Source organism: Candidatus Eisenbacteria bacterium (genome assembly GCA_030017955.1).
In the GTDB taxonomy this organism is placed as follows: domain Bacteria; phylum Eisenbacteria; class RBG-16-71-46; order JASEGR01; family JASEGR01; genus JASEGR01.
Genome location: JASEGR010000052.1, coordinates 1 through 22,103, shown reverse-complemented (window position 1 = coordinate 22,103; position 22,103 = coordinate 1). Strand labels below are relative to the sequence as shown.

At 52.4% G+C, this 22,103-nt stretch carries 23 protein-coding genes; 1 reads left to right on the top strand and 22 read right to left on the bottom strand.

Going from position 1 to position 22,103, the window contains the following annotated elements:
• Positions 1-55: 55 nt before the first annotated feature.
• From speD to QME66_09245, 10 genes are all read right to left on the bottom strand, one after another.
• A complete protein-coding gene (gene speD, locus QME66_09290) occupies positions 56-493 on the bottom strand; it encodes an adenosylmethionine decarboxylase (protein MDI6809159.1) in 438 nt (145 codons plus the stop codon).
• A gap of 315 nt (positions 494-808) precedes the next feature.
• Positions 809-1,192, bottom strand: coding sequence for a response regulator (locus QME66_09285; protein ID MDI6809158.1), 384 nt, complete (start codon positions 1,190-1,192; stop codon positions 809-811).
• A 347-nt stretch (positions 1,193-1,539) separates the two neighbouring features.
• Entirely contained in the window at positions 1,540-2,928 is a 1,389-nt protein-coding gene (locus QME66_09280) for a sigma-54 dependent transcriptional regulator (protein ID MDI6809157.1), read from the bottom strand.
• A 13-nt stretch (positions 2,929-2,941) separates the two neighbouring features.
• Positions 2,942-4,012, bottom strand: a complete 1,071-nt coding sequence (locus QME66_09275; GenBank protein MDI6809156.1) for an ATP-binding protein — start codon at positions 4,010-4,012, stop codon at positions 2,942-2,944.
• The gene (locus QME66_09270; GenBank protein MDI6809155.1) at positions 4,009-5,268 is read right to left on the bottom strand and encodes a cation:proton antiporter; all 1,260 of its coding nucleotides are present in this window, start codon (positions 5,266-5,268) and stop codon (positions 4,009-4,011) included. The genes QME66_09275 and QME66_09270 overlap by 4 nt, the downstream gene beginning before the upstream one ends.
• Positions 5,265-6,035, bottom strand: a complete 771-nt coding sequence (locus tag QME66_09265) for an energy transducer TonB (GenBank protein MDI6809154.1) — start codon at positions 6,033-6,035, stop codon at positions 5,265-5,267. The genes QME66_09270 and QME66_09265 overlap by 4 nt, the downstream gene beginning before the upstream one ends.
• A 72-nt stretch (positions 6,036-6,107) precedes the next feature.
• Positions 6,108-6,521 carry a biopolymer transporter ExbD gene (locus tag QME66_09260; GenBank protein ID MDI6809153.1) on the bottom strand — a complete coding sequence of 138 codons (414 nt, stop codon included), beginning with the start codon at positions 6,519-6,521 and terminating at the stop codon, positions 6,108-6,110.
• A complete protein-coding gene (locus QME66_09255; protein ID MDI6809152.1) occupies positions 6,518-7,126 on the bottom strand; it encodes a MotA/TolQ/ExbB proton channel family protein in 609 nt (202 codons plus the stop codon). The genes QME66_09260 and QME66_09255 overlap by 4 nt, the downstream gene beginning before the upstream one ends.
• A gap of 53 nt (positions 7,127-7,179) precedes the next feature.
• Entirely contained in the window at positions 7,180-8,784 is a 1,605-nt protein-coding gene (locus QME66_09250) for a hypothetical protein (GenBank protein MDI6809151.1), read from the bottom strand.
• A complete protein-coding gene (locus QME66_09245; GenBank protein MDI6809150.1) occupies positions 8,781-11,783 on the bottom strand; it encodes a tetratricopeptide repeat protein in 3,003 nt (1,000 codons plus the stop codon). Before QME66_09245 ends, QME66_09250 begins: the two co-directional genes overlap by 4 nt.
• A 190-nt stretch (positions 11,784-11,973) precedes the next feature.
• Between QME66_09245 and QME66_09240 the strand changes: the two genes are divergently transcribed.
• Positions 11,974-13,791: a SurA N-terminal domain-containing protein gene (locus QME66_09240; protein ID MDI6809149.1), complete on the top strand. Its 1,818-nt coding sequence runs from the start codon at positions 11,974-11,976 to the stop codon at positions 13,789-13,791.
• A gap of 14 nt (positions 13,792-13,805) precedes the next feature.
• Here the strand turns inward: QME66_09240 and QME66_09235 are convergent, their stop codons facing one another.
• From QME66_09235 to QME66_09180, 12 genes are all read right to left on the bottom strand, one after another.
• Positions 13,806-13,985: a twin-arginine translocase TatA/TatE family subunit gene (locus tag QME66_09235; GenBank protein MDI6809148.1), complete on the bottom strand. Its 180-nt coding sequence runs from the start codon at positions 13,983-13,985 to the stop codon at positions 13,806-13,808.
• 18 nt (positions 13,986-14,003) lie between these two features.
• Entirely contained in the window at positions 14,004-14,408 is a 405-nt protein-coding gene (locus QME66_09230) for a LytR C-terminal domain-containing protein (GenBank protein ID MDI6809147.1), read from the bottom strand.
• Positions 14,380-14,895, bottom strand: coding sequence for an HIT domain-containing protein (locus QME66_09225; protein MDI6809146.1), 516 nt, complete (start codon positions 14,893-14,895; stop codon positions 14,380-14,382). Before QME66_09225 ends, QME66_09230 begins: the two co-directional genes overlap by 29 nt.
• A 1-nt stretch (position 14,896) precedes the next feature.
• The gene (locus QME66_09220; GenBank protein ID MDI6809145.1) at positions 14,897-15,643 is read right to left on the bottom strand and encodes an NTP transferase domain-containing protein; all 747 of its coding nucleotides are present in this window, start codon (positions 15,641-15,643) and stop codon (positions 14,897-14,899) included.
• Positions 15,644-15,680: 37 nt separating this feature from the next.
• Complete coding sequence (panC, locus tag QME66_09215; GenBank protein MDI6809144.1) at positions 15,681-16,532, bottom strand: pantoate--beta-alanine ligase; 852 nt, start codon at positions 16,530-16,532, stop codon at positions 15,681-15,683.
• A gap of 58 nt (positions 16,533-16,590) precedes the next feature.
• The gene (gene panB / locus QME66_09210; GenBank protein MDI6809143.1) at positions 16,591-17,397 is read right to left on the bottom strand and encodes a 3-methyl-2-oxobutanoate hydroxymethyltransferase; all 807 of its coding nucleotides are present in this window, start codon (positions 17,395-17,397) and stop codon (positions 16,591-16,593) included.
• A gap of 43 nt (positions 17,398-17,440) precedes the next feature.
• Entirely contained in the window at positions 17,441-18,082 is a 642-nt protein-coding gene (locus QME66_09205; GenBank protein MDI6809142.1) for a deoxynucleoside kinase, read from the bottom strand.
• A gap of 1 nt (position 18,083) precedes the next feature.
• Positions 18,084-18,584: a 2-amino-4-hydroxy-6-hydroxymethyldihydropteridine diphosphokinase gene (gene folK, locus QME66_09200; protein MDI6809141.1), complete on the bottom strand. Its 501-nt coding sequence runs from the start codon at positions 18,582-18,584 to the stop codon at positions 18,084-18,086.
• A gap of 10 nt (positions 18,585-18,594) precedes the next feature.
• A complete protein-coding gene (folB, locus tag QME66_09195) occupies positions 18,595-18,954 on the bottom strand; it encodes a dihydroneopterin aldolase (protein MDI6809140.1) in 360 nt (119 codons plus the stop codon).
• 88 nt (positions 18,955-19,042) lie between these two features.
• Positions 19,043-20,230, bottom strand: coding sequence for an LL-diaminopimelate aminotransferase (locus QME66_09190; protein ID MDI6809139.1), 1,188 nt, complete (start codon positions 20,228-20,230; stop codon positions 19,043-19,045).
• Positions 20,231-20,245: 15 nt separating this feature from the next.
• On the bottom strand, positions 20,246-21,844 hold the full coding sequence (gene groL, locus QME66_09185) for a chaperonin GroEL (protein ID MDI6809138.1): 1,599 nt from the start codon (positions 21,842-21,844) through the stop codon (positions 20,246-20,248).
• Between the two features lie 45 nt (positions 21,845-21,889).
• Positions 21,890-22,103 (bottom strand): hypothetical protein (locus QME66_09180; protein MDI6809137.1); only part of this gene is annotated, 214 nt, incomplete at its 5' end.

The window sequence follows — 22,103 nt, the reverse complement described above, 5'->3', positions numbered from 1 at the left end:
ACCGTAATTTATGGCGCTCGATACCACGTTCATGCAAGTTTATGCATAAAGCAGGCTAGGCCTTTCTCACGAGCTCCTTCCTGACCGAACCTCTGTGAAGGAGCACTATTTTTCTGCTTGCCCTGAGGTCTCTCGGGAATTCTCTGCCTCTGTGCAGCAGCTTCCAGGAGACCCTTCTTATCCGGAAGGCTTCTTTTACGAAACGCACGGCCTCGCGGGCATCAAAGCTCTCACAGGAGAAGATGTCCAGATTGAGAAATCGTTTTTCCGGAAACGTATGGATACTTATGTGGCTCTCGGCAATCAGGACAAAACCAGATATTCCTGCTTCCCCGCCCTCGCCGTGCCTGAAGGCGTAGGGAGGCATTATCTTTGTCATCCCGATCCTATCCGGAAACTCATCAAGGACATCGAAGATAAAATCAATGTCATCCAGCTTTTCTTTGTCGCATTGGTACCCATCCAGCACAATATGAGGACCAAGTCCGTCCATCCGAGAAGCCCTCCTAAGTTTTGTCCGCCTCTGAGACAGGCCTCAAGACCGAACAAGTTCCGCTTTTGCCTTTTCCTACAGCCACTATTCGATGGCAACAGCAGGTCAATCTCAAGGTTCCATCTCTCTCGGGACGGGTGAAATATTGGGGATTGGTCATAGCGCTCGAACTTAGACCAACCCCCAGAGGACGTGGCCAATCCAGCCTTCCTTATTTCTTCTTCTTTTTAGCCTTTGCTTTCTTTTTTGCCATTTCCTTTCACCCCCCTCCTTCCTAGGAATTGCTGGCGAGCGAGAGGACCGAGCATTCCTCTCCTAGGTACCGCCGACCTCGTTCTTGCCCAGGAGCTGTTCAATCTCCGAGAGCATTCTCGTGAGGTCGAACGGCTTCTTCACATACTTGTCCACCTTCAATCTCTTGGCCTCTGCCTTCACCTCCGGACTGTCATAAGCCGTCATGAGAATGATCTTGGAACAAACATTCTCGTCTCTCATTCTCTTCAATATGCTGAGCCCGCTTGTTCGCGGAAGACGGTTGTCCAGGAGAACAATGTCGAATCTCTCTTCGGAGAAAATGTGCTTCTCAGCCTGCTCAGCAGACGTGGCAGTGACAGTCTCGTACCCCGCCTCCCTAAGTGCATTTGCAAGCGTCCGCGTAAGCAGTCTTTCATCATCTACGATGAGCACATTCTTTCCCAACCAATCCCTCCAAGTAATCATGTATCTTTTAAAGGTGAAGCAACTGCCGTGCCAAACTATTTTTTCTGTGATGGCGACGGGTTGTCTGGATTCTGTAACACACTAAACTGTAGATTGTTAGGTTGATTTCCTCCAATCATTCTAGGCAGGTCCATCTGGATTGAGACTCTAACACCATGGCGGCTGGAGCGATTCACTTGTACAGATTCCATACAGTCAACTGCCATTCTGCTGCATCTAATTACTGATCAATCGGTTCGGGACGTGTAAAGGAATTGGGAGTGTATGCTTTCTGGACAGTTGTTACGTTTGCAGCTGGTCCTGCAGGCGGGCTTTGGGGATTTTGTTCAGCGCGTGACCTTTTCGTTGGGCTCTATTCTCTTTAGCCTGTCTATCAAACTTTGTCGTGATATTCCAAGAGTCTTTGCGGCTCTGGTTCTGTTGCCTCCTTCCGCTTCCACCACTTTCTTGATGTAGTTCAATTCCAATTCGTCAAGCGTCACAAGATCGGATTCCTGCGGCAATCCAGGGAGTCTCTTCGACTTTGGAGCCTCTTCGACGGATGAAACCATTTCCTTCGGCAAGTGCTTCTTCTCCAGAGTTCCACTGTCCTCCAGAAGAACGGCCCTCTCGAGAATATTCCTCAGTTCTCTTACGTTGCCGGGCCAGCGATAGCCCAGAAGAATTTCTCTGGCCTCTGGCGATATTCCCGTGAACCTCTTCCTGAATTGCCGGTTGAACTCATCCATGAAAAACTCCGCCAGGGTCACTATGTCCTCCGGCCGCTCCCTGAGCGGAGGCACGTGGATTGAAACCACCTTGAGTCTGTAGTAGAGCTCAGGCCTGAAAGATCCTATCTCAACCGCTTTCTCAACATCCTTGTTCGTGGCGGCTATAATGCGTATGTCAACGGTTATGTCGCGGGAACCGCCCACCCTCTTGAATGACTTGTTATCTATGAACCTCAGGAGCTTTGCCTGGGTTGAGAGAGGCATGTCTCCGACTTCGTCGAGAAAAAGCGTTCCCATGTCCGAGAGTTCGACCAGGCCCTTCTTGAGCTCCAAGGCATCCGTGAACGCGCCTTTTTCGTGTCCGAAGAGCTCATTCTCAAGAAGCGTCTCCTGAAACGACGAGCAGTTCACCTCCATGAATGGAAACTTCGCCCTTTCGCTCGAATGATGAATCGCTCGCGCGACCAGTTCCTTCCCGCTCCCGCTTTCCCCCTGCACAAGCACGGTCGTTGCGTCGCTCCTCGCCACCTTCTCTATGAGTTTCCTGATCTCCTCCATCGGCGCGCTGTTCCCGACCATCTTTCTTCCGCCGAAAACCTCCATCTCCTTCCTCTTGTAAGAGTCAAGCTCTCTCTTCATCAGGAAATCGCTGGAAGCGCTTTCAACAGCCAGGATAATCTCTTCCATGTCGTATGGCTTCTTTAAGAAATCGCTGGCGCCCAATTTCATTGCCTCAACCGCAGACTGGATATCACCGTGGCCTGTTATCACTATGCATCGAATCGACGGGTCCACCTGCCTTATCTTTGGGATGAGATCGAGTCCGTTGCCGTCCGGGAGTTTGAGGTCGACAATCACAATCTGCGGATCGGTTTCTTCTATGACGGAAAGCCCTTGAGAACAGGTGTCGGCGGTTTCAACCTTGAATCCCTTCGCCCTCAGGACCTTGGAAAGGGACTTCCTTATGAGAGCCTCGTCATCTATGACGATTACTGTCGGAGCCAAAGAAAACCTCCTGTCAGGGCCGTGTTACCGGCAGGCTCACGCGGAAAAGAGCCCCGCCCAGAGAGCTGTCCCTTACCGTGATCCTTCCATCGTGCTCTCTGACCAATTGGAGCGAAATAGCCAGTCCAAGACCGGTACCCATCGGCCGCGTCGTGAAGAAAGGCGTAAATATCTTCTCCCTTATTTCTTCGGGCACGCCGGGTCCTGAATCCTCAAAGGTTATGTCTGCAAACGTCCGTTTGTACCTTCCGCGCCGCGACCCGGCGCTCACCTTTATTTCACCGCCATCGGGCATTGCCTGGACTGCGTTTATCATTATGTTCAGGAATACTTGCTGAATCATGTCGGGGTCCACCCAGAGCTGCGGAAGATTGTCCGACAGCTCGCGCGCGACTTCTATCTTCTGCGTCCTGAGCTGGACCTCAAGATTATCGATGACTCTTTCTACAACCGTGTTCAGATTCGCCAGGGCGGGCTTTTTGTCCTGCGGCCTTGCGAATTGAAGGAGATCGGTGATAATCTGCTCAATCCTGTCAAGCTCCTTTATCACGTCCTCAAGGTCTTCTTTCCGCGAATCCCCCGGTCTCAGCTTTGACCCGACAAATTGAACCGTCGTCCTGATTCCGGTGAGAGGATTCCTGATCTCGTGTGCCACATATGCGGAAAGCTCTCCGAGAGATACGAGTCTATCCATTTTTCTCTGCATTTCGTCATCGGGATCGCCTTCTCCCATGTCTTCAAGTATGACGACTGTGCCGACCGGCTCGCCGGATGAGTCTTTGAGCGGGTCTGTCTCAAGCCTCAGATACAGTTCCTTGCCTCTAACCTTGACCTTGGTCTCCCGGGATGAGACTTCTCCGAGCTTCAGCTCATAGTCGGGCGATAGCCACTTGTCGTCTTTGATGTTAAGAAGCGCCGGGAAGGACATCCCGACACCCTCGCCGACTTCCAGCCCGAGTATCGACTCTGCCCTCTTGTTGATAAAGAGTATCTTCTTGTCTTTGTCGATCGCCACATGCCCCAGCTCAAGGCTGTCAAGAATGATTCTGGTCAGGTCAGGACTGGAAATTTGCGATCCCTTCACGGTCGATCCTCGCGTTCTTCCTTCTCAAGATGAGCGACTGACTCAAAAACCGGTTCCTCAGCTTCGATGCCGCCTCTCGGTATGACTCTCTTCAGAAGTATAGGCGTTATCATCGTGGTTGTAAGCACTACTACAATCAGAGTCGAAAAGATATCACCTACGATTATTCCGTGGCTCAGGCCGTAGCTCGCGACTATGAGACCGACCTCCCCTCTCGAGATCATGCCGACGCCGACTCCCAGCGCCTCCTTTCTGGTCATGCGGCCCAGCAGTGCCCCGGCTCCGCATCCTGCAATCTTCCCGGCCACCGCAACCAGCAGGATAGCCAAGAATATGAGGAGACTCGAGCCAAAATGCCTTGCGTCCGCCCTCAATCCGATGCTGAGAAAGAAAACAGGAACGAACATCGAATATGTCAGGGGATGAATTCCGTGGTCTATTGCTTCCCTGAACCTGGTCCTCGCAAAGAGAACTCCGGCAATGTACGCGCCGCTTATTGAAGCGACCTTGCCGAGATACTCTGCGCTCCATGAATACATGAAAGTCACGACCAGCACGACGGCCAGCAGCACCTGGCTTGCCGGAATCTTGATTGCCTTCTCGACTATTTTCTCAAGGAACTTGAGCCCGAGGAGAATCGACAGAACAAAGAAGAGAATAATCCTGATGACTATCCCGACGATGCTTACGTTCTCGCCACCGCTGAAGCCAACGACGAGAGAGAGAACAATTATGCCCATGACATCATCTAGCACCGCAGCACCGATTATCGTTGAGCCGACTCTTGATTTGAGAGCGTTGAGCTCCATGAGAGTCTGTGCCGATATGCTCACGCTTGTGGCAGTGAGAACTGTTCCGATGAAAACACTCTCCCTCCACGACAAGCCAAACGCCCGTGAAACAAGTATGCCGCCGGCCATCGGGAGGATCACACCCCCGGCCGCGGAGACCACCGAGGCCAGCCCGACCGATTTCATCTGTTTAAGGTCTGTCTCCATCCCTGCAACGAACATGAGAAGCACAATCCCGATGTCTGCAAGGTCGTTCACAAGCTGGCCGAGATTTCCTTGAGACGGGTCGTGAGAGGCGAATATGGAAAAGGAAAGAATATTCAGGAATGTTGGACCGAGAATGAGTCCCAACAGCATCTCGCCGAATACCGCAGGCTGACCGAGCTTGTTGGAGAGTCCGCCGGCAAGTTTGGCCAGCAGAACCATCATTGAGAGGAGGAGAAGAATCTGAAGAGGGTGGCTCAATCCTCGAGCCTCCACAGCATGGATATGACACCCCATTCATCCACCTGGGGCTCCTGGGGATTGAGCGATTCGAATCTCCATTTATAGAGCGCGTTCTCCGCAAGCTGATCGAATTCAGGGACCCCGGAGAACCGGGTAACCTCAACATTCTTCACCTTTCCGTTGGCTGAGACCCAGAACTTGAGCACAACCTCACTCTCAATTCCCTTTCTCCTTGCCCACTCGGGATAGCCTGGAAGGACACTGCTAAGTACAAGCCTTCGCCCGACAGGTCCCTCGCTTATTCCTGCCTCCGTACCATACCTGCCGCCTGCGCGAATTTCCTTCCCCTTGCCCGGCTCACGCTGTTCACCGATGTCCTTTCTCATGGAAGAAAGTCTGGCAAGTCTCTCTTCCTCGGCAGATCTTCGCCTTTCCTCCTCAGTCCGGGCAGGCCCGATCTTCTCCGTCCCCTGCTCTGTAGCAGAAAGCTTGCTCTCCTTCGCCCCGCCGGCTGGAGTCTCGCGCAATCCTCCTTTTGTGGCTTCCGCCGGCTTCTCTTTGACGCCGGCCGGCTTTTGCGGTCCACCAGGCGGTGACCCTCTATCAGGCAGGCTCCCTGCTGTCTGAAACAGTGTAACTTCGATCGGTTGAGAAAGTAGCGGAGGTCTGTGAAGGAGGAGCAGCGAAACGAGGAGGAGGATGGCAACATGGACGATAATGGAGAGGATAGAGGTGAATGTAAGAGTCCTGTCCTTCTTGGCATGTGCAGCCGCAAAGCTTGTCATTCCGCGATTCATCCTCTCAGGCCGGAAGTGTACTGACGGTCTGTCTTTGTGTTCCGGTCCGTGACTGGTTTGTCATTCCTTGGGCGGTTTGGTCCCGAGGGCGAGCCTTTCCGCCCCCGCGCTCCGCGCCAAGTCCATGGCCTGAACAGTCCTGCCCAGAGAAATCTCCTTGTCTCCTTGAATCACGACCAGTTTATCCCGGGCAGAGCTCACTGCCTTCTTGAGCTCCGGCTCAAGCGCACTCCATGAGACTTCTTTGTCGTTCAGAAAGACTCTTTCATCCCTCGTAACAGTTACGATGATTCTCCTTCTCTCTTGTACCTCAGGAATCCTTGACGAAGGAAGATTGACCTTGATCCCGGTCTGCAGAATGAACGAAGAGGAAAGAAGAAAGAAGATGAGAAGATTGAATATTATATCCGCCATCGCAGTGTTATCGAGTCCGGTAAGAAACTTCGCTCTTGTTGTGAATCTCAACTCTTTCATCCCTTTTCCCTCAGAGCTCTTATGAGCCGGTTCGAGTTCTCTTCCATCTGCAAAACCACACCACGTATTCTGGCGATGATATAGTTGTGAGCAAAGAATGTCGGTATTGCGACACTGAGACCTGCTGCAGTTGTTATGAGCGCCTGCCAGATTCCGCCTGCCAGAACCGAAGCGTTCACGTTGCCGCCTAACTGCTCGATTCTCTGGAATGCCTGAATCATCCCGAGCACGGTTCCCAGGAAACCCAGAAGCGGCGCTCCTCCGACTATCGTGGCAAGCCCGCCCATGTACTTCTCAAGTCCCACTATCTCCTTCTGGCCGGCTTCATCCAGTGCCTCTTTGACCTTTTCCTCTCCTAATGCAGCAGCACCTAAACCTGCCCTGAAAATCGAGGCCATGGGCCCCTCGGAAGAATGAGAAAGCTTTTCCACCTCCTGGCTCTTTCCAGGAACCAGAGCTTGTTCGACCTTGGCCAAAAAAGTCCGAGTGAGCTTGCCGGCTCTTCTTACCTGGATGAGTCGTTCAATGATTATTGCCAGAGCGGCGATGGAGCAAAGGACTATAGGCACCATGAGAATTCCACCCCTCTCGATGATTTCAAACATTATTACCTCCTTGCATGGAAATGCGGGACTTTGTCTCTATTCAATCATCCGCATCAGAACCAGGCTCGCGTTCCTGCAGAAACCGAAGCGCCCGGCCCGCGATAGTACGGTTTTGTCTCGTATTCTGAACCCAGAAGGTTCTCACCTCTGAGAAACACTTCAAAACCTTTTCCGACTTTACTCCTCAATTCAACCCCAAGCAAGCAGTACGCTTTGAGAGAGATTGCTTTTCCTTCATCAGCATACCTCTTCCCGATGTAGCCCGCCCTGACGACTCCGTCAATCTTCCCCCTCCGGTGCCCCTCGATCGTGACTGCGTTCTGAGGTACAAACGGAATCATCCCCAAAGCTGTTTCAGTTTTCTTGAACGAATACTGTATTGTGGCGAAAAGCCTGCTTTCTCTTCCGACTAGCAGTTTCGCATTTGTGCCAAGAACACTTCCGGAGGGAATCGTTACCGGCTGCCAAATCCGGTTTGAATCAGCATCATCCCAGGTCTGAATTCCCCTTTTCTCCTCGGCGCAAACATCAAGATCAAGCCTTACCGTGTGATTTTTCTTCTGAGTGACGCCAAACTGGAAAACAGGCCACGTGCGCTCCGGCCCGACGAGGAGATTCCCGGTTACGTAACTTTCTTCAGAGTAGAGCTTCTGAAAATCCGGCAGTTTGGTTTCAGAACCCAGCTTGATCCACATGTAGTTTCCCTCTCCGACACTAATCCCTACGCTCAAAGACGGGGCCAGGAGCGAGATGTCCCCGTAGGCAGAGTAGTTGAGGAAGAGAAAATAATCGGCTTGACCCGTGCTGCCGGAAATCCCTGCGTTTCCATCGAGGATTCTCCTCGCAAGAGAACCCCCGCGCGACGGCGAGAGATTTCGAAACCCCGCGCTTACATTTCCTTTCCACTCGAGACCTCTGCCGCTTGGCAGTCTTGCACCGTGCGCAGAGAACAGCATTCCAGAATAGCGGTCAAAAAATCTTTCTGTGCCCGACCCCAGCCTTCCGCCATCCAGCGTGATCTCTCCAGAAACGAAGTTACCGGCAAGCTCTGTGCTTCCCGAGAGATCGATTTCCCCGTAGCTTGCGGTCTCCCTCTGTTTTTCGTACGGAGTCCTTGTCTGGAAAAACACAAAGTAGGGAAGCTCACTTCTGCGGAACAGGTACTCTGCACCGGCCTTCGCGCTGCTCTTCTCAAATCTTCTCGTCACGCTGCCTTTGAGACCGCCGCTGGAATAAGACCCGTTCTCAATGAACCCCTCCGAGCTCGCGCCGTCAAGGCTCAGATAATGCGAAAATCTTCTTCCATCTTCTTTGTTGGCCACCGATCCCTCAACCGTAGAATACGAGCCCAGAGAGAGAAAACTTCTCCACGGAAAGCTCTGTCTTTCAGCTTCCTGACCGTACGTTCTCAAGACAGGGGTCAGGAGACCGAGCCCCGGTGAAAAACCCAGCTTTTCTCCCAGCGGAGGCCTGGCAATAATCTGTGTTGAGCCTTGCTCAGCCCTTTCCTCTTTTTCAGTCCCTTCGAGGACAGATTCGTCCTTTCCCTTTATCATGACTTCAGGAAGCTCAATTGGAGGTTTCTCCTCCCTCTGCTGGGCAGAAAGCGGTTCCGAGAGCATGAGACCGAGAAGGATAACCAGGGCAATCTTCTTCACTTTTGTTTCTCTTCGATCCACTTTACCCGTTCCCTTGCATCTTGTATCGACGTCCCGTCCTTCGCGTCCCTGGCAATGAGTGCATACTCATCCTTCGCTTCCTTCCACATGCCGAGTTCTTCGTAACATTCGCCGACTTTGAACCTTGCGGCAACACCCCAGAGGGCATAGCCGGGAAATAGTTCCGACACCTTTCTGTATTCGACGATGGCCTTTCTGAAATCCTTGAGATCGAAGCAGCACTGCCCTTTCCAGTACTGTGCCTCTGCGCCTCTCTCGGAAGCAAGATTCTGCACCGCCTTGCTGAAATTTTCCAGCGCGGTCTCATAATCCCTCTTTGCTCTATGAATAAGACCAAGCCAGAAGTTAATCTCTCCGGTGAGCTCCGTTTCTCTTCTCCAGTTCAGAAGGAATTCCTGCCAGGTGTTTTCCGCCTTCACCGTATCTCCAAGTTCGAGATACGCCTTCCCCATGTTGAATCTTGCATTTATCCCAGCTTCAGAGTTTGGCGCGAAGGCAATGGACTGCTCAAATTCAGACACTGCGCGGCCCGGGTTTCCCATCTTGTGGTACGTGAGCCCGGCGCCAAGATGGGCTGATGATTTTATGTACTTGTCGTCGCTCGAAAGGGCTTTGTCATGACTCTCCAGCGCCTTGTCATACATCCCAAGAGCAAAGTTTGATTTCCCGATCAGCAGAAGCGTCCGGAAGAAAACGTCCTGAGACGGGGTGGTCTTGGCGACCTTCTCGAGACTCAGTAGGGCGCCCTGGTAGTTCCCCGCCCGCATGTCTGCCTCTCCGGACTTGAGCAGAAACTCCGCTCCCTTTGAACTGGCAGGGAATTTCTCGGAAAGCTCGCCCGACACTCTTCGCGATTCGTCTTTATATCCCAGGGCTTCGAGCGAGCGAATGAGCCCGTAGTAAGCCGCTTCCATTACCTCAAGCGGCCCCTTTCCGCGAATTACCTCCCTGTAGATTGGCTCCGCCTGAGACGCCTTGCCTGCATTGAAGAGAGCATCTGCAAGCCTGAGCCTGGCGGTCGCGGCCAGACTATCCGGCACCAAAGGCGTCTCTGAGAGTTTCTTGAACAGGACTGCGGCGCTATCGTACTCACCCTTTCGGGAGTATGATTCCGCAGTCCAGAATGAAGCATCGTGTTTGAGCGGGCCTGACTTTTCCCGGAGAGAAAATTTCAGGAATGTGCGGATTGCATCATCGAACCTTTCATCCCTGTAGTAAGAGATCCCGACGTAGAGAAGCGCCTCATCTGCAAACTTGCTCTCGGGATATTGTCTTATGAGCAGCTCGTAGGCTTCGACGGCCTTGTCCCTGTCTCTCAGACTGTAGTAGCAGTTGGCTATCCTGAACTGTATGTCGTCCCTCTTCCCGGAGGACGGATAGTCATCAAGCGCCTTTTTGAAACTCCACAGAGCCTGCCTGAAGTCCCTCATCTGATAGCTCGACCATGCTGCTCCGTAGAGAGCTTCAAAAGCCCGATCGCCCGATGGATTCCTCCGGTGAATTCCGTCAAACAGTTTCAGGGATTCTCCGTAGCTTCCAAGTCTGAACTCCGCCTCTGCAAGCCAGAAACTGGTCTCATCCGCATATTCACTCCGGGGAAACTCCTGAAGTAGTTCTCTCCACGAATCCCTTGCGCCGAGGAAATTCCTGAGTCTGAAGTTTGCAAATCCAATCTTCAAAAGCGCTCCGTCACGAAGGAACTCTTTCTGCGAGTACACTCTCCTCTTGTAGGCCTCTATCGCCTCGGAATACCTCTTCTCCTTGTACAGAACGTCTCCAGTCAGAAACTCGGCCTGGGACTTAAGCTCGCTATCAGGGTAATTCTTACGAAGCGTATTCAGCGCCTGGACAGAGCGTGATAGCTCACCCACCAGGAGGTAGTTGCATGCAAGGGTGAAATAGCCAAGCTCATTCCACTTTCCCTTTGTCTTGTCTGAGAGAAGCTCCTTCAGTGTGGAGATTGCATCCGCATACCGGTGGAGGCCTGAGTAACAGACTGCGAGAGTATAAAGTGAGGCCTTCCGCATTTCCTGAGTGAGGCTGTTTGAATCAAGCTGTCCGAGGTATGAGATTGCCTCGCCGGGCTCGTCCGATGAAAGCGCCGCCCACCCGAGGTCATAGAGCGCCCAGTTTCTCAGAGTTTGATCAGTTTCGCCTTCCAGAGACTTCTTGAGATGGTACGAGGCCTCTCCCGGGGCTTTCGCCTTCAGGGCAAGCTCACCAAGAAAAAGATGGGCCCTTGCAGCCGTTTCCGCAGACTCGTTCCCGGTCAGAACAAGCTCAAACCATTTCTTGGATTCTTCATTTCTTCCTTGATAGTAGTTAAGAACTCCGAGCTCGAAGACAGCAAATCTTCGGAGAGAGTCAGGAGGGGATGATTCGAGCAACCGCTGAAAGGTCTCAATACCCTCATCGATTCTCGCGGTCTCCACAAGGCATCTGGCAATTCCGTAGAAAGCATAGCTCGCTGTTTCACCGGATACCTTGTTCGCTGCCTTTTTGTAGCAGTCCTCTGCCTCTGCAAGCCGGCCAAGCCGGTAGTTTGCCTCTCCCTGCCAGAACAAGGCCTCCCCGGTCAGGCTGCTTTTCGGAAAGAGCCTTCCCAGTGTTTGGAGCTCCGAAATAGTCTTTTCATATTGTCCCGCCCTGAACCATGAAAGAGCGCTTTCAAAAATCGCACTTTCCCTGGACGACGATGGAAAAGAGACAATACCGGCCCTGTGAAAAGCGTAGCCGGCATCAACGTTCCGGTTCAGTCTTCGGAGGATCTTGCCCATCATGAAATACGTCCCGGCAGTTTCCTCAGCGTCGTTTGCATGAGGAACATATCCCCTGATGAGCTCATAAGAGGAAGCTGGATGCCCCGAGGCAAGCGCGTCATCCGCTTCCCGGATGGCTTCAGGGGTCAGACTGTCGGCTCGAGATGGACATAACTGAAGGACAAGAAAGAGGCAGAAAAAGCAAATTGCAGAACGCAATATCATCAAATCTCCAGTCCCCCCAAAGACCAATGTAGAAAGGCTACACGCCGAAGAAAAGCTTGTCAAGAATATTGCGCCTCTTTGCCGGATTTCCTCCTGCACGACCCGACACGCTCTCTTCACAGACACTTGCTTCAAGAACGAAGAACTAGTAGAATGGTTCCTTGCGAAAAAGGAGGATGCAAGAATGCTCGGAACAATGAGACGAAACACAAAGATAATCCTTTGGATAACCGTGATCGCTTTTGTCGGCCTCATCTTCCTCGGGTGGGGACTCGATTTCCGTCTTGGCGGCGGACCTCAGACAGGGATTGCCGGCAAGATAAACGGAGAGGCAATAGCCTTTGCCGAATATCAGAGGGCCATCCAGGCGTCATTTGAGAATTTCAAGAAGCAGAATGAGGCGGACATTACAGAGGCGGACAGATACATGCTGACGGAACAGGCGTGGCAGCAGATTATCGAACAGACTCTTATCAGTCAGCAGGTCAAGAAGTGGAAGATAAGAGTGACAGATGACGAAGTTCTTTTTGCCATCAGACGAAACCCGCCTCCGCTGCTTACCCAGAATCCCGCGTTCCAGACAAACGGGCAGTTCGATGTCGAGAAGTACAAGAGGGCGCTTGATGATCCTCAACTTGACTGGAGACCCATCGAGGAATACGTCAGAGCCACGCTTCCTGCGCAGGTTCTCCAGGAGCTTGTGGTGAGCACCGTCAAGGTTTCGGGTGCCGAGATCAAGGACTATTTCAGAAACACTCAGGAGAAGGTGGCCATAAGCTATATGCTCTTCGAGGCAATTCCTTTATCAGCATCCGAGGAGAATGTTACGGGGCAGGAGATAGAGAAGTACTACAAAGCTCACACAAACGATTTCATGGTTGGCGATGAAGTCGAGCTTGGGTTCGTGAAGATCGAGAAGAAACCTTCAAAAGAAGATGAGGCTGAAGTCAGGCGAAGGATGGAATCCGTACTCGATGAGCTGAAGGCCGGGACCGATTTTGCTCAGCTTGCCGAGAGCTATTCTGAAGCGCCATCGGCGAGAAATGGGGGGCAGATAGGGCTGGCTCAAGTGGAAGGGTTTTCCCCTGCGGTTATCAAGACGCTGGAGACACTCAAGGTCGGGCAGGTCTCGGGAATCTTCGAGGACAGAAGAGGACTGAAGCTCATAAGGCTGGAAGAAAGAAAAGTGGAAGGCGGCAAGCAGAAGGTCACGATTAGAGAGATCGCAATGAACGTACAGCCAAGCGAGGAGACTCTTTCAAAGGCGAGAGACCTCGCGTGGGAGGCGCACGATCAGAAGAACGGCAAATTGAAAGAGTTTGCAGACTCACAGAAACTGACCTTTGAGAGGACGGGACATTTTGAAGAAGGCAAGTTCATCCCCAAGCTTTTGCTGAGAGAGGAGGCGCCCAAGTTCGCTTTCAATAGCGCCGCGAGCGTCGGGGAAATCAGCCAGCCATACGAAAGGAGCGATAGCTGGTACGTGCTTGAGCTCATGTCCAAGACGAAGGCCCACGTGAGGCCTCTTTCGGAAGTGCAGGAAGACGTGAGAAGAGCGGTAATCACCGGGAGAAGAAAGCTGGCGGCAGAGAAGAAGGCTTACGACTTGGCCAGGAGGCTGGGCGAGGGCTGGAGTCTGGAAGCCGGGGCAAGAGACGCCGGACTTCAAGTAATAAAGATCGGCGCATTCAATCGCAGTGGATATGTCGAAGGAGTTTTCCTTCCGCCTGAGTTGACTGCCGCTGCCTTTGCGCTTGACAAGGGAGCAGCCGGAGGCCCCGTTGTCACCGACAGAGGCTCCTACATATTCAAAGTGGATGACACAATTCCCATCGACGAGCAGAGTTTCCTCTCTCAGAAAGAGAATTTGATGGGCGAGCTAATGTCCGGAAAGCAAAGAGAGGTATATGCCAGGTGGCTTGATGATCTGAAGAAATCTGCAAAAATAAAAGATTTCAGACTGGAGGCCGGAAGACCGGGCAAGGCCTTCGGTGTCTTCTGAAGAAGGAGAAGCCTTTACTGAACGTCTTTCTTGTCTTCGTCCTTTATCTCACTCTCGATTTCTCTTGTGGCTTTCTTGAACTCCCTTATTCCTCTTCCGAGCGCTTTTCCAACGTCAGGAAGCCGTTTTGCGCCGAAAAGCAGAAGTACTATCACGAGAATTATTAGAAGTTCGTTGAACCCGATGTTCGGCATGGACTTTTCACCGCCTTCCTACCGTTTTTTACCGACGATCACCAAGACATCCTCAAGGTCGGAAACAGACCTCTGGAGTATGACATCTTCGACTCCCAGGAATCTTGCCACGTCATTTGCTTTCTTTCTGTCACCCGTTCTGTCCACAATCAGAATCCCTTTATAGTCGTATCTGTCGGCGTTCTTGACTTCGGTCACCGAGTAGCCCGCCTCGGTAAGCAGCTCGGCAGTCCTCGATGCCGCTCCTTCTTCTCCACTGCCGTTCAACACCTGGACTCTGATGTCTTTGAGTTCAGTGAATCCCGGCTCGTAGCGATTCACCACCCTTGCTCCCACCGATACAACAAAGGCTACCACAGCCAGGAGCGAAAGCAAGGTCAATATTCCCGTTGCCCTATTTCCGCCCCCTCTTTTTCCTCGCACCCGGCCCTCCGATTTTTCTGAGAGCTGCCTTGATTCTTCTCATGGTGGATGGAAGACTCTCCGGCATCACTTTCGTTTCGCCTATGACAGGCATGAAATTCGTGTCGGCGTCCCATCTTGGGACAATGTGAACGTGGAGATGTCCCGGCACCCCTGCCCCGGCGCATTTTCCCAAGTTCATTCCAATGTTGAGTCCCTGAGGTTTGTAAGCAGACCTCAGGGCCTTCTCACCCTTCGCCACCAGCCGCGTGAGATCCAACAGCTCTTCCTCTCTCAACCCGTGCAGATATCGCACGTGCCTTGACGGTGCCACCATCACGTGACCGGAATTGTAAGGAAAAGCATTCAGCATCATAAACGAGTGCTCAGTTCTCTCGAGCACGAAAGCATCCCTATCTCCCATCTTTATCGTATTGCAGAAGAGGCACCCCTTGCTCTGGCCGGATTGCATGTACGACATCCGCCACTCAGCCCACATTCTTTTCATTTCAATTCTCTTCCCGAGGACTCTTCATAATTTTCTTCTCGACCGCCTTCAATTCCAACACGGTGTTCACTCCGAGAATCTCCTCGCTGTTGCCCTTCAAGACACCGATTCTCAGCCCCTTAGCCCTGAGAATCGCAATAGTATCAGTGAGGTAGTACTCGCCCTGGTCGTTTTCATTCTTGAGCTCGGCAAGGGCTTCCCTGAGCGGAGGGTATTCGAAGCAATAAATCCCGGAGTTGATCTCATGCAGCCTCTTTTCCGAAACGCCGGCGTCCCTCTCTTCGACAATCTTCACGAGATCACCCTGTTTGTCTCTCACAACCCTTCCGTATCCAAACGGGTTTTCAACGTCACCGGTTAGGACAGTTGCCGCATAAGAGCCGTCCATGTGAAACTTCATGAGTTTCTTGAGCGTGGAGACTGTGAGGAGCGGCACGTCACCGGGGAGAACAAGGACGGTGCCCGTGTAGTCGGCGAGGAGCCGCCCCGCCTCAGAAACGGCATGGCCGGTTCCCTTCTGCACGTCCTGAACGGCGAACTCGACGGGATAACCTTCAAGGACTCTGATCACTTCACCTCTTCCGTACCCGACAACCACGATATTCCGCAGCGGCCGAACCTGTAGAATCGGGTCAAGCGCATATTTGATTAGGGGCCTTCCCTTGACCGGATGCAGAACCTTCGGCAGCGGGCTCTCCATACGGACCCCCTGCCCTGCAGCCAGAAGAATCGAAACAAACTCACGCATCTTCTTCTTGGAACGATTCGACGAGTCCCAATCCCCTCTATCGTCTTCCGCCGGCAAGAACGTTGTCTATAAGCCTTGTCTTCCCCAGCCTTGCTGCCAGCGCAAGAATTACATTTCCCTTCACGGTCTTGATTTCCTCAAGACTCCGCGGATCAACGACTGAAACATACTCAAGCTTGACTGACGGGAAGCGTTTGATGAGCTTCCGCATGTTCTCTCTTACTACGCGGGCCCTCTTTTCTCCTTGTTGTATGAGTCTCCTGCCGAGCGAAAGCGCGCGGAAAAGAACCAGAGCATCCTGCCTCTCGCTGTCCGAAAGATATTTATTCCTCGAACTGGCGGCAAGTCCGCCCTTCTCCCGTACAGTCGGGCAGACGACCACCTTCACAGGGAAATGGAGATCTTTCACCATTCGCTCAATTATGGCCGCTTGCTGCGCGTCTTTTCTTCCAAGAACGAGAAAATGCGGATTCACGGCATTGAGAAGTTTCGCAACAACGGTGGTGACTCCCACAAAATGGCCGGGCCTGAATTTGCCGCAGAGGATGCCTGACAGTCCGAGAACCTCGACTCTTGTTTTCTCTCCGGCCGGATACATTTCGTTGATGCCGGGAATGAAAACAACGCTGCACCCTTCGTTCTTCGCAAGCATGAGGTCCTTCTTAGGAGCTCTTGGATAGTGCTTAAAATCCTCGGCAGGACCGAACTGGAGCGGGTTGACGAATATGCTCATGACCGTTGTGTCGGCAATCTTCCGGGCTTTCCTCAGCAAGCTCAGGTGCCCCTCGTGCAGATATCCCATGGTAGGGACGAAGGCGATTTTCTTCTTTTTCCTCCGCTCCGAGTCGGAGAAGTCTCTCATTTCAGCTGCTCTTCCGATTACCTTCATGAGGGCTCAGCGCCGGTGACGGGAGTCGGAAACCTGACTTTCCACCGATCCCGCTTCCCTATTCGTAGCTATGCTCCAGGTCAGGGAATTTCCCTGACTTCACTTCCCGAACATAGTCCGAGAATGCTTCCTTCATCGTTGATGCAAGATTGGCATAACGCTTCACGAATTTCGGCGTGAATTCAAGGAACATTCCAAGCATGTCGTGGACTACCAGCACCTGTCCGTCGCAATGGGGACCCGCGCCTATGCCTATCGTCGGAATCTTCAGAGATTCAGTTATCTCTTTCGAGAGCTTCCACGGGACTGCTTCGAGCACAATCGAGAAACACCCGGCATTTTCCAGCGCGAGTGCATCCTCCTTCAGTTGTGCCGCCTGCTCCGAAATCCTTCCCTGTACCTTGTATCCTCCGTAGCTCAGAATGGACTGCGGCGTGAGCCCGATGTGACCCATCACGGGAATGCCATTTTCAACGAGGAGCTTCACAGTCTCACATCTCATTTTTCCGCCCTCAATCTTGACTGCTTCGCAGGAGCCCTTCTTTATGAACTCTCCGGCATTCTTAAGGGCATCTGCCGGGCCCGCCTGGAATGACATGAATGGCATATCCCCCACGACAAGAGCTCTCGGCTTCGCTCTCGAAACCGCCTTTGTGTGATGAATCATCTCTTCGACGGTCACAGGTAGAGTGCTCTGATAACCAAGTACCACCATTCCGACTGAATCTCCGACGAGAATGATGTCGATCCCGCAGCTATCCATGAGCCTGGCTGTCGGGTAGTCATACGCGGTGAGCACTGCAATCCGCTCTCCCTTTTCCTTCATGGCTTTTACAGTTTCGGTTGTGACTTTCCCTTCAGACATGTCCGGGTCCTTCCGGTGTTCCCCGGGCTCTTGGGCTTAGCCCCTAGAGAATACCCGCAGGGGTGTAGTAGGTGGTGCCGCTTTCGTGTCCCTGAATCCTGGCCACGAGGTCAGCCAGATGTTTTGGGTTTGCCACAAAATCAATCTCAGATGTCGCGACGACCAGAAGCGGCGTTTCCGTGTAGTGGAAGAAATAGTAGTTGTATGCGTCATTCAGCGCCTCAATGTAGTCCCGTGTAATCTCATGTTCAAAGGTGCGCCCTCGCTTGTGAATCCGTTCCATAAGAATATCCGTGGAGGCCTGAAGATATATGACGAGGTCGGGGTTCGGAATTCCTTCTTCCAGTATCGGGGCAACCCTTTCATAGAGAGCAAGCTCCTGATCAGAGAGATTCATGTTCGCAAAGATCCTGTCCTTCTGAAAAATGTAGTCGCTCACGGTTCTCTGATAGAAGACGTTTCGCTGTGCGTATTCTCTCTGCTGCTGGTATCTCGAGAAGAGAAAGAACATCTGAGTTTGAAACGCATACCTTTTTCTGTCCTTGTAGAAGTCTTTTAGAAACGGGTTTTCTTCGACCTTTTCAAGCAGAAGGTGAGCACCGAACGTCTCGGAGAGAATCCGGGCGAGGCTTGTCTTTCCGACCCCGATCACTCCCTCTATGGCGACATAGCTCGCCTCTTTCATGTCAGAACCAAAGGCGGCCTTTTCGCTTCACAGAGGAAGATCGCAGGTCAAGGCGCTTGAGAAGTTGCGAGAGCGTCTCGCCCTTCCGTGGATGGATGAACTCAGGCTCAAGTTCTGATGCCGGGACAAGGACAAAAGCTCTCTTTTCAATCTCCGGATGCGGGATTATCAGGTCCGCCTCCTCGACAATCAGATTCCCGTAAAAAAGAATATCCAGGTCAATCACTCTCGGACCCCACCTCTTCTGTCGTGTCCTCCCAAGTCTCTTTTCAATGAGAAGCAGATTCCAGAGGAGCTTCCGCGGAGAGAGTCCGGTCTCAATAATGGCGACTGCATTAAGAAAGTTCGGCTGATCAAGCTCACCGACCGGAGCCGTATCGTAGAGAGACGAAACCCTGATCAAGAGGGTTTGCGGCAGTTTTGAAAGCATCTCAATTGCCGCTTTCAGTGATGCTTCCCTCTCACCCAGATTAGAGCCCAATCCTATGAATACGTTTCTCACTTCTCTTGTCTCACTTCCTGGACCGGGAGACCTCAACCTCGACATTCGATGCGTTCCCGGCAAATGGTACATTCAGTTTCCTTACCCTGACAAGTGCTTCTTGCACCGGAAATGAAGAAAGGAGTCTCAGGGCAAGTTCATGGGCCAAAGCCTCAAGAAGCTTGAATTTTTTCTCCGTGACGACTTCCTCGACAAGAGAATAGACCTTCGTGTAGTCAATCGTCTCTTCGAGGTTGTCGTCCTTACCCGGTCTTTCGAGAGGAACCCTGAGCTCAACGTCAACCTCGACCTTCTGCCTCATCTGGCTTTCCGGCAGAGAGGTGCCGTGGTATCCGTACAGAACAATGTTGTTGAGTCTTATCCGGTCCATATTTAATTAGTGACAGTCACCTATTTCTTAAATAGTGACAGTCACCTATTTTCAGCCACCAATTCTCGAGTGCTTTTCGGCTATTTTCTCAGCGGACGATCACATCGCGACAGCGCGAAAATAGGTGACTGTCACTAATTCTGCCAAAGGCCTCTTCAAGCTTTTCCTCGCTGGAAGTGAGCGAGATCCTGACGTAGCCCTCACCTTCTTCTCCAAATCCAGTGCCGGGCGCGACGAGCACTCCACACTGGTGAAGCAATTCTTTTGTAAAGGCGGCTGAGTCGCATCCCTGAGGCACCGGAACCCAAAGATAGAAGCTCCCGAGGGGCTTCGCCACATTAACCCCAAGCCCCAATAGTCTTTCCACCGCCAGGTCTCTCCGCCGCCTGTAGGTCTCCTTAAGCTTCTCCAAGTGACCGCCGCCAAGTGAAAGAGCTTCGATCGCCGCAAACTGGATGGGCTTGAAGACACTCGAATCAAGATTCGATTTAACTGAGGCAAGCGCCTGAATAGTTTCCTTCCCGCCCACGGCAAATGCAATGCGCCATCCTGCCATGCTGAAAGTCTTGGAAAAGGAGTGAAACTCAATCCCGATATCCTTTGCGCCCGGAATCTGGAGGAGGCTCGGAGATTTGTATCCGTCGAAAGTTATCTCAGAATACGCTGCATCGCTGGCTACCACAAAACCATACTTTCTCGCCAGCCCGGCTGCCTCTTCGTACAGAGCTTTGTCACAGACCGCTCCTGTCGGATTGTTTGGATAGTTCAGAAATACAAGTTTCGTCCTCCGAAGAACCTCTTCCGAGACCGAGCCAAAATCCGGGAGATATCCCCTTTCCTTTTTCAACGGAAGCGGGTGCGGATCGCCGCCCGCAAGCACAGCCGATGCCTTGTAGGCCGGATATCCGGGCTGCGGCACAAGCGACACATCGCCACAGTTGAGGAGCGCCAGGGAAAGGTGGACGATCCCTTCTTTCGACCCTACAAGCACAAGCACTTCCTTGTCGGGATCAAGGGTCACATTGAATCTCTTCGCCATCCACGCTGCTATTTTTTCCCTTAGGGCCTGAAGTCCTGTGCTCGGAGGATAGGTCTGATTCGGCTGGAGCGATGCCGACTCTTTCAGCTTTTCCACCACCGGAAAAGGAGTGGCAATATCGGGATCTCCGACGCTCAGATTTATCACTGAGACTCCCTTTTTCTCCATCTCAGCCCGCAGAAAATCCAGCTCGACAAAGAAATATCTTGGCAGTTTTTTTAGTCTATCAGCAATCATCTCACACCAGATGCATTACGCGCCCGGAGACTTCTCCTCCTCTTCGGGCTTCTCAGTGATTATCGCTTCCGTAGTAAGAATAAGCCCGGCAATAGAGGCGGCGTTCTGCAGCGCAGTTCTGACTACCTTTGTGGGATCAACGACGCCTGCCTGCATCAAATCTTCGTACTTCCCGGCCTCTGCGTTGAAGCCGAAATTGCCTTTCTCTCCCTTGATTCTCTCGACCGCCATGGTCCCCTCTTCCCCTGCATTCATCGCAATCATTCTGGAGGGTGCCTCAAGCGCCTTTGCGACTATTTCCACACCCACCTGCATATCCCCCCTGAACTTATGCCGGGAAAGTGCTCCCAGGGTTTTCAAGAGAGCAACTCCCCCCCCCACCACAATGCCCTCTTCGACTGCCGATCTGGTCGCCGCCAGGGCGTCTTCGACTCTCCCCTTGAGTTCCTTCAGTTCAACTTCGGTCGCGGCTCCCACCTTCAACACAGCGATTCCTCCAGCAAGTTTGGCAAGCCGCTCCTGGAGCTTTTCCTTGTCATAGTCGGACTTGGTGAGCTCAATCTCTTTTTTGATCTGGCCGATTCTTGCTTTTATCTCAGAGCTTTTCCCAAGTCCCTGGACTATGGTCGTATTGTCCTTGTCTATGGTGACCTTCTTGGCTCCACCCAGATGTTTGAGAGAAACGTTCTCAAGCTTCAGCCCCATTTCTTCAGAGATCACAGTTCCGCCCGTGATTGTGGCGATATCCTCAAGCATCGCCTTCCTTCTGTCCCCGAACCCCGGCGCCTTCACGGCGCAGCAAAGAAGCGTGCCCCGAAGTTTGTTCACAACCAGTGTAGCGAGCGCCTCACCCTCAATCTCATCGGCGATCATGAGTAACGGTTTTCCGACCTGCGCCACTTGCTCGAGAACAGGAAGGAGCTCTCTCAGGCTGCCGATCTTCTTGTCATGGATGAGAACGTGGCAGTCTTCGAGGACCGCCTCCATTCTTTCCGCATCTGTCACAAAATAGGGGGAGACATAACCCTTGTCGAATCTCATGCCTTCAACGATATCCACGGTGGTATCCATGCTCTTTGCTTCTTCCACCGTCACAACTCCATCCTTCCCGACTTTCTCCATGGCATCCGCAACAAGTTTCCCGATTCTTCTGTCATTGTTTGCCGAAATAGTTGCCACTTGCGCAATGTCATCTCTTCCTTTGATTGGCTTGCTGAGTGTCTTGAGCTCGTCAACGATAATTTGGACCGCCTTGTCCATTCCTCTCTTGAGCTCCATCGGATTCGCGCCTGCCGCCACATTCTTCATGCCATAATGGACCATCGCCTGGGCAAGCACTGTGGCCGTCGTCGTCCCGTCGCCGGCAACATCCTGAGTCCTGCTCGCGACTTCTTTGAGGAGCTGCGCTCCCAGGTTCTCGGAAGAGTTGGGTAGCTCAATTTCCTTCACAATGGTGACACCGTCATTTGTGATTGAGGGGACACCGAATTTCTTGTCTAGGACCACGTTTCGCCCTCTGGGTCCGAGCGTGATCTTGACGGTATTGGTCAGCTGGTCCACCCCTCTCTTTAGGAACTCTCTCGCACGGACACCGAAATTGAGCTCCTTAGCCATATCCCGCTACCTCCTTCCAGAAGCTTGAGTTAAGGACACTGTCTATCAATAAGGATCAATCCAGGACAAAAGCAGGACGTGAGGCATACCAGACACAGTCTTTGGAAGATCGCTGAGAAGAATATCCCGTTTTGGGGACGAAATCAATCTAATTCTTGATGCGGCCAGTGTGCCGTCCCAGAAATAACTTGACGAATTGCAGGGCCTTTCATAAGGCACACTGCCAGGGGGTATGAGGGGGTCGTGGCCGACCCCCTCA

Excerpts from the sequence above, each read along its gene's own strand:
- speD (MDI6809159.1), bottom strand. The coding sequence starts at position 493 with ATGGACGGACTTGGTCCTCATATTGTGCTGGATGGGTACCAATGCGAC.
- QME66_09265 (MDI6809154.1), bottom strand. The coding sequence starts at position 6,035 with ATGACAAGCTTTGCGGCTGCACATGCCAAGAAGGACAGGACTCTTACA.
- QME66_09260 (MDI6809153.1), bottom strand. The coding sequence starts at position 6,521 with ATGAAAGAGTTGAGATTCACAACAAGAGCGAAGTTTCTTACCGGACTC.
- QME66_09255 (MDI6809152.1), bottom strand. The coding sequence starts at position 7,126 with ATGTTTGAAATCATCGAGAGGGGTGGAATTCTCATGGTGCCTATAGTC.
- QME66_09240 (MDI6809149.1), top strand. The coding sequence starts at position 11,974 with ATGCTCGGAACAATGAGACGAAACACAAAGATAATCCTTTGGATAACC.
- QME66_09235 (MDI6809148.1), bottom strand. The coding sequence starts at position 13,985 with ATGCCGAACATCGGGTTCAACGAACTTCTAATAATTCTCGTGATAGTA.
- QME66_09225 (MDI6809146.1), bottom strand. The coding sequence starts at position 14,895 with ATGAAAAGAATGTGGGCTGAGTGGCGGATGTCGTACATGCAATCCGGC.
- QME66_09220 (MDI6809145.1), bottom strand. The coding sequence starts at position 15,643 with ATGCGTGAGTTTGTTTCGATTCTTCTGGCTGCAGGGCAGGGGGTCCGT.
- panC (MDI6809144.1), bottom strand. The coding sequence starts at position 16,532 with ATGAAGGTAATCGGAAGAGCAGCTGAAATGAGAGACTTCTCCGACTCG.
- panB (MDI6809143.1), bottom strand. The coding sequence starts at position 17,397 with ATGTCTGAAGGGAAAGTCACAACCGAAACTGTAAAAGCCATGAAGGAA.
- QME66_09205 (MDI6809142.1), bottom strand. The coding sequence starts at position 18,082 with ATGAAAGAGGCGAGCTATGTCGCCATAGAGGGAGTGATCGGGGTCGGA.
- folB (MDI6809140.1), bottom strand. The coding sequence starts at position 18,954 with ATGGACCGGATAAGACTCAACAACATTGTTCTGTACGGATACCACGGC.
- QME66_09190 (MDI6809139.1), bottom strand. The coding sequence starts at position 20,230 with ATGATTGCTGATAGACTAAAAAAACTGCCAAGATATTTCTTTGTCGAG.
- groL (MDI6809138.1), bottom strand. The coding sequence starts at position 21,844 with ATGGCTAAGGAGCTCAATTTCGGTGTCCGTGCGAGAGAGTTCCTAAAG.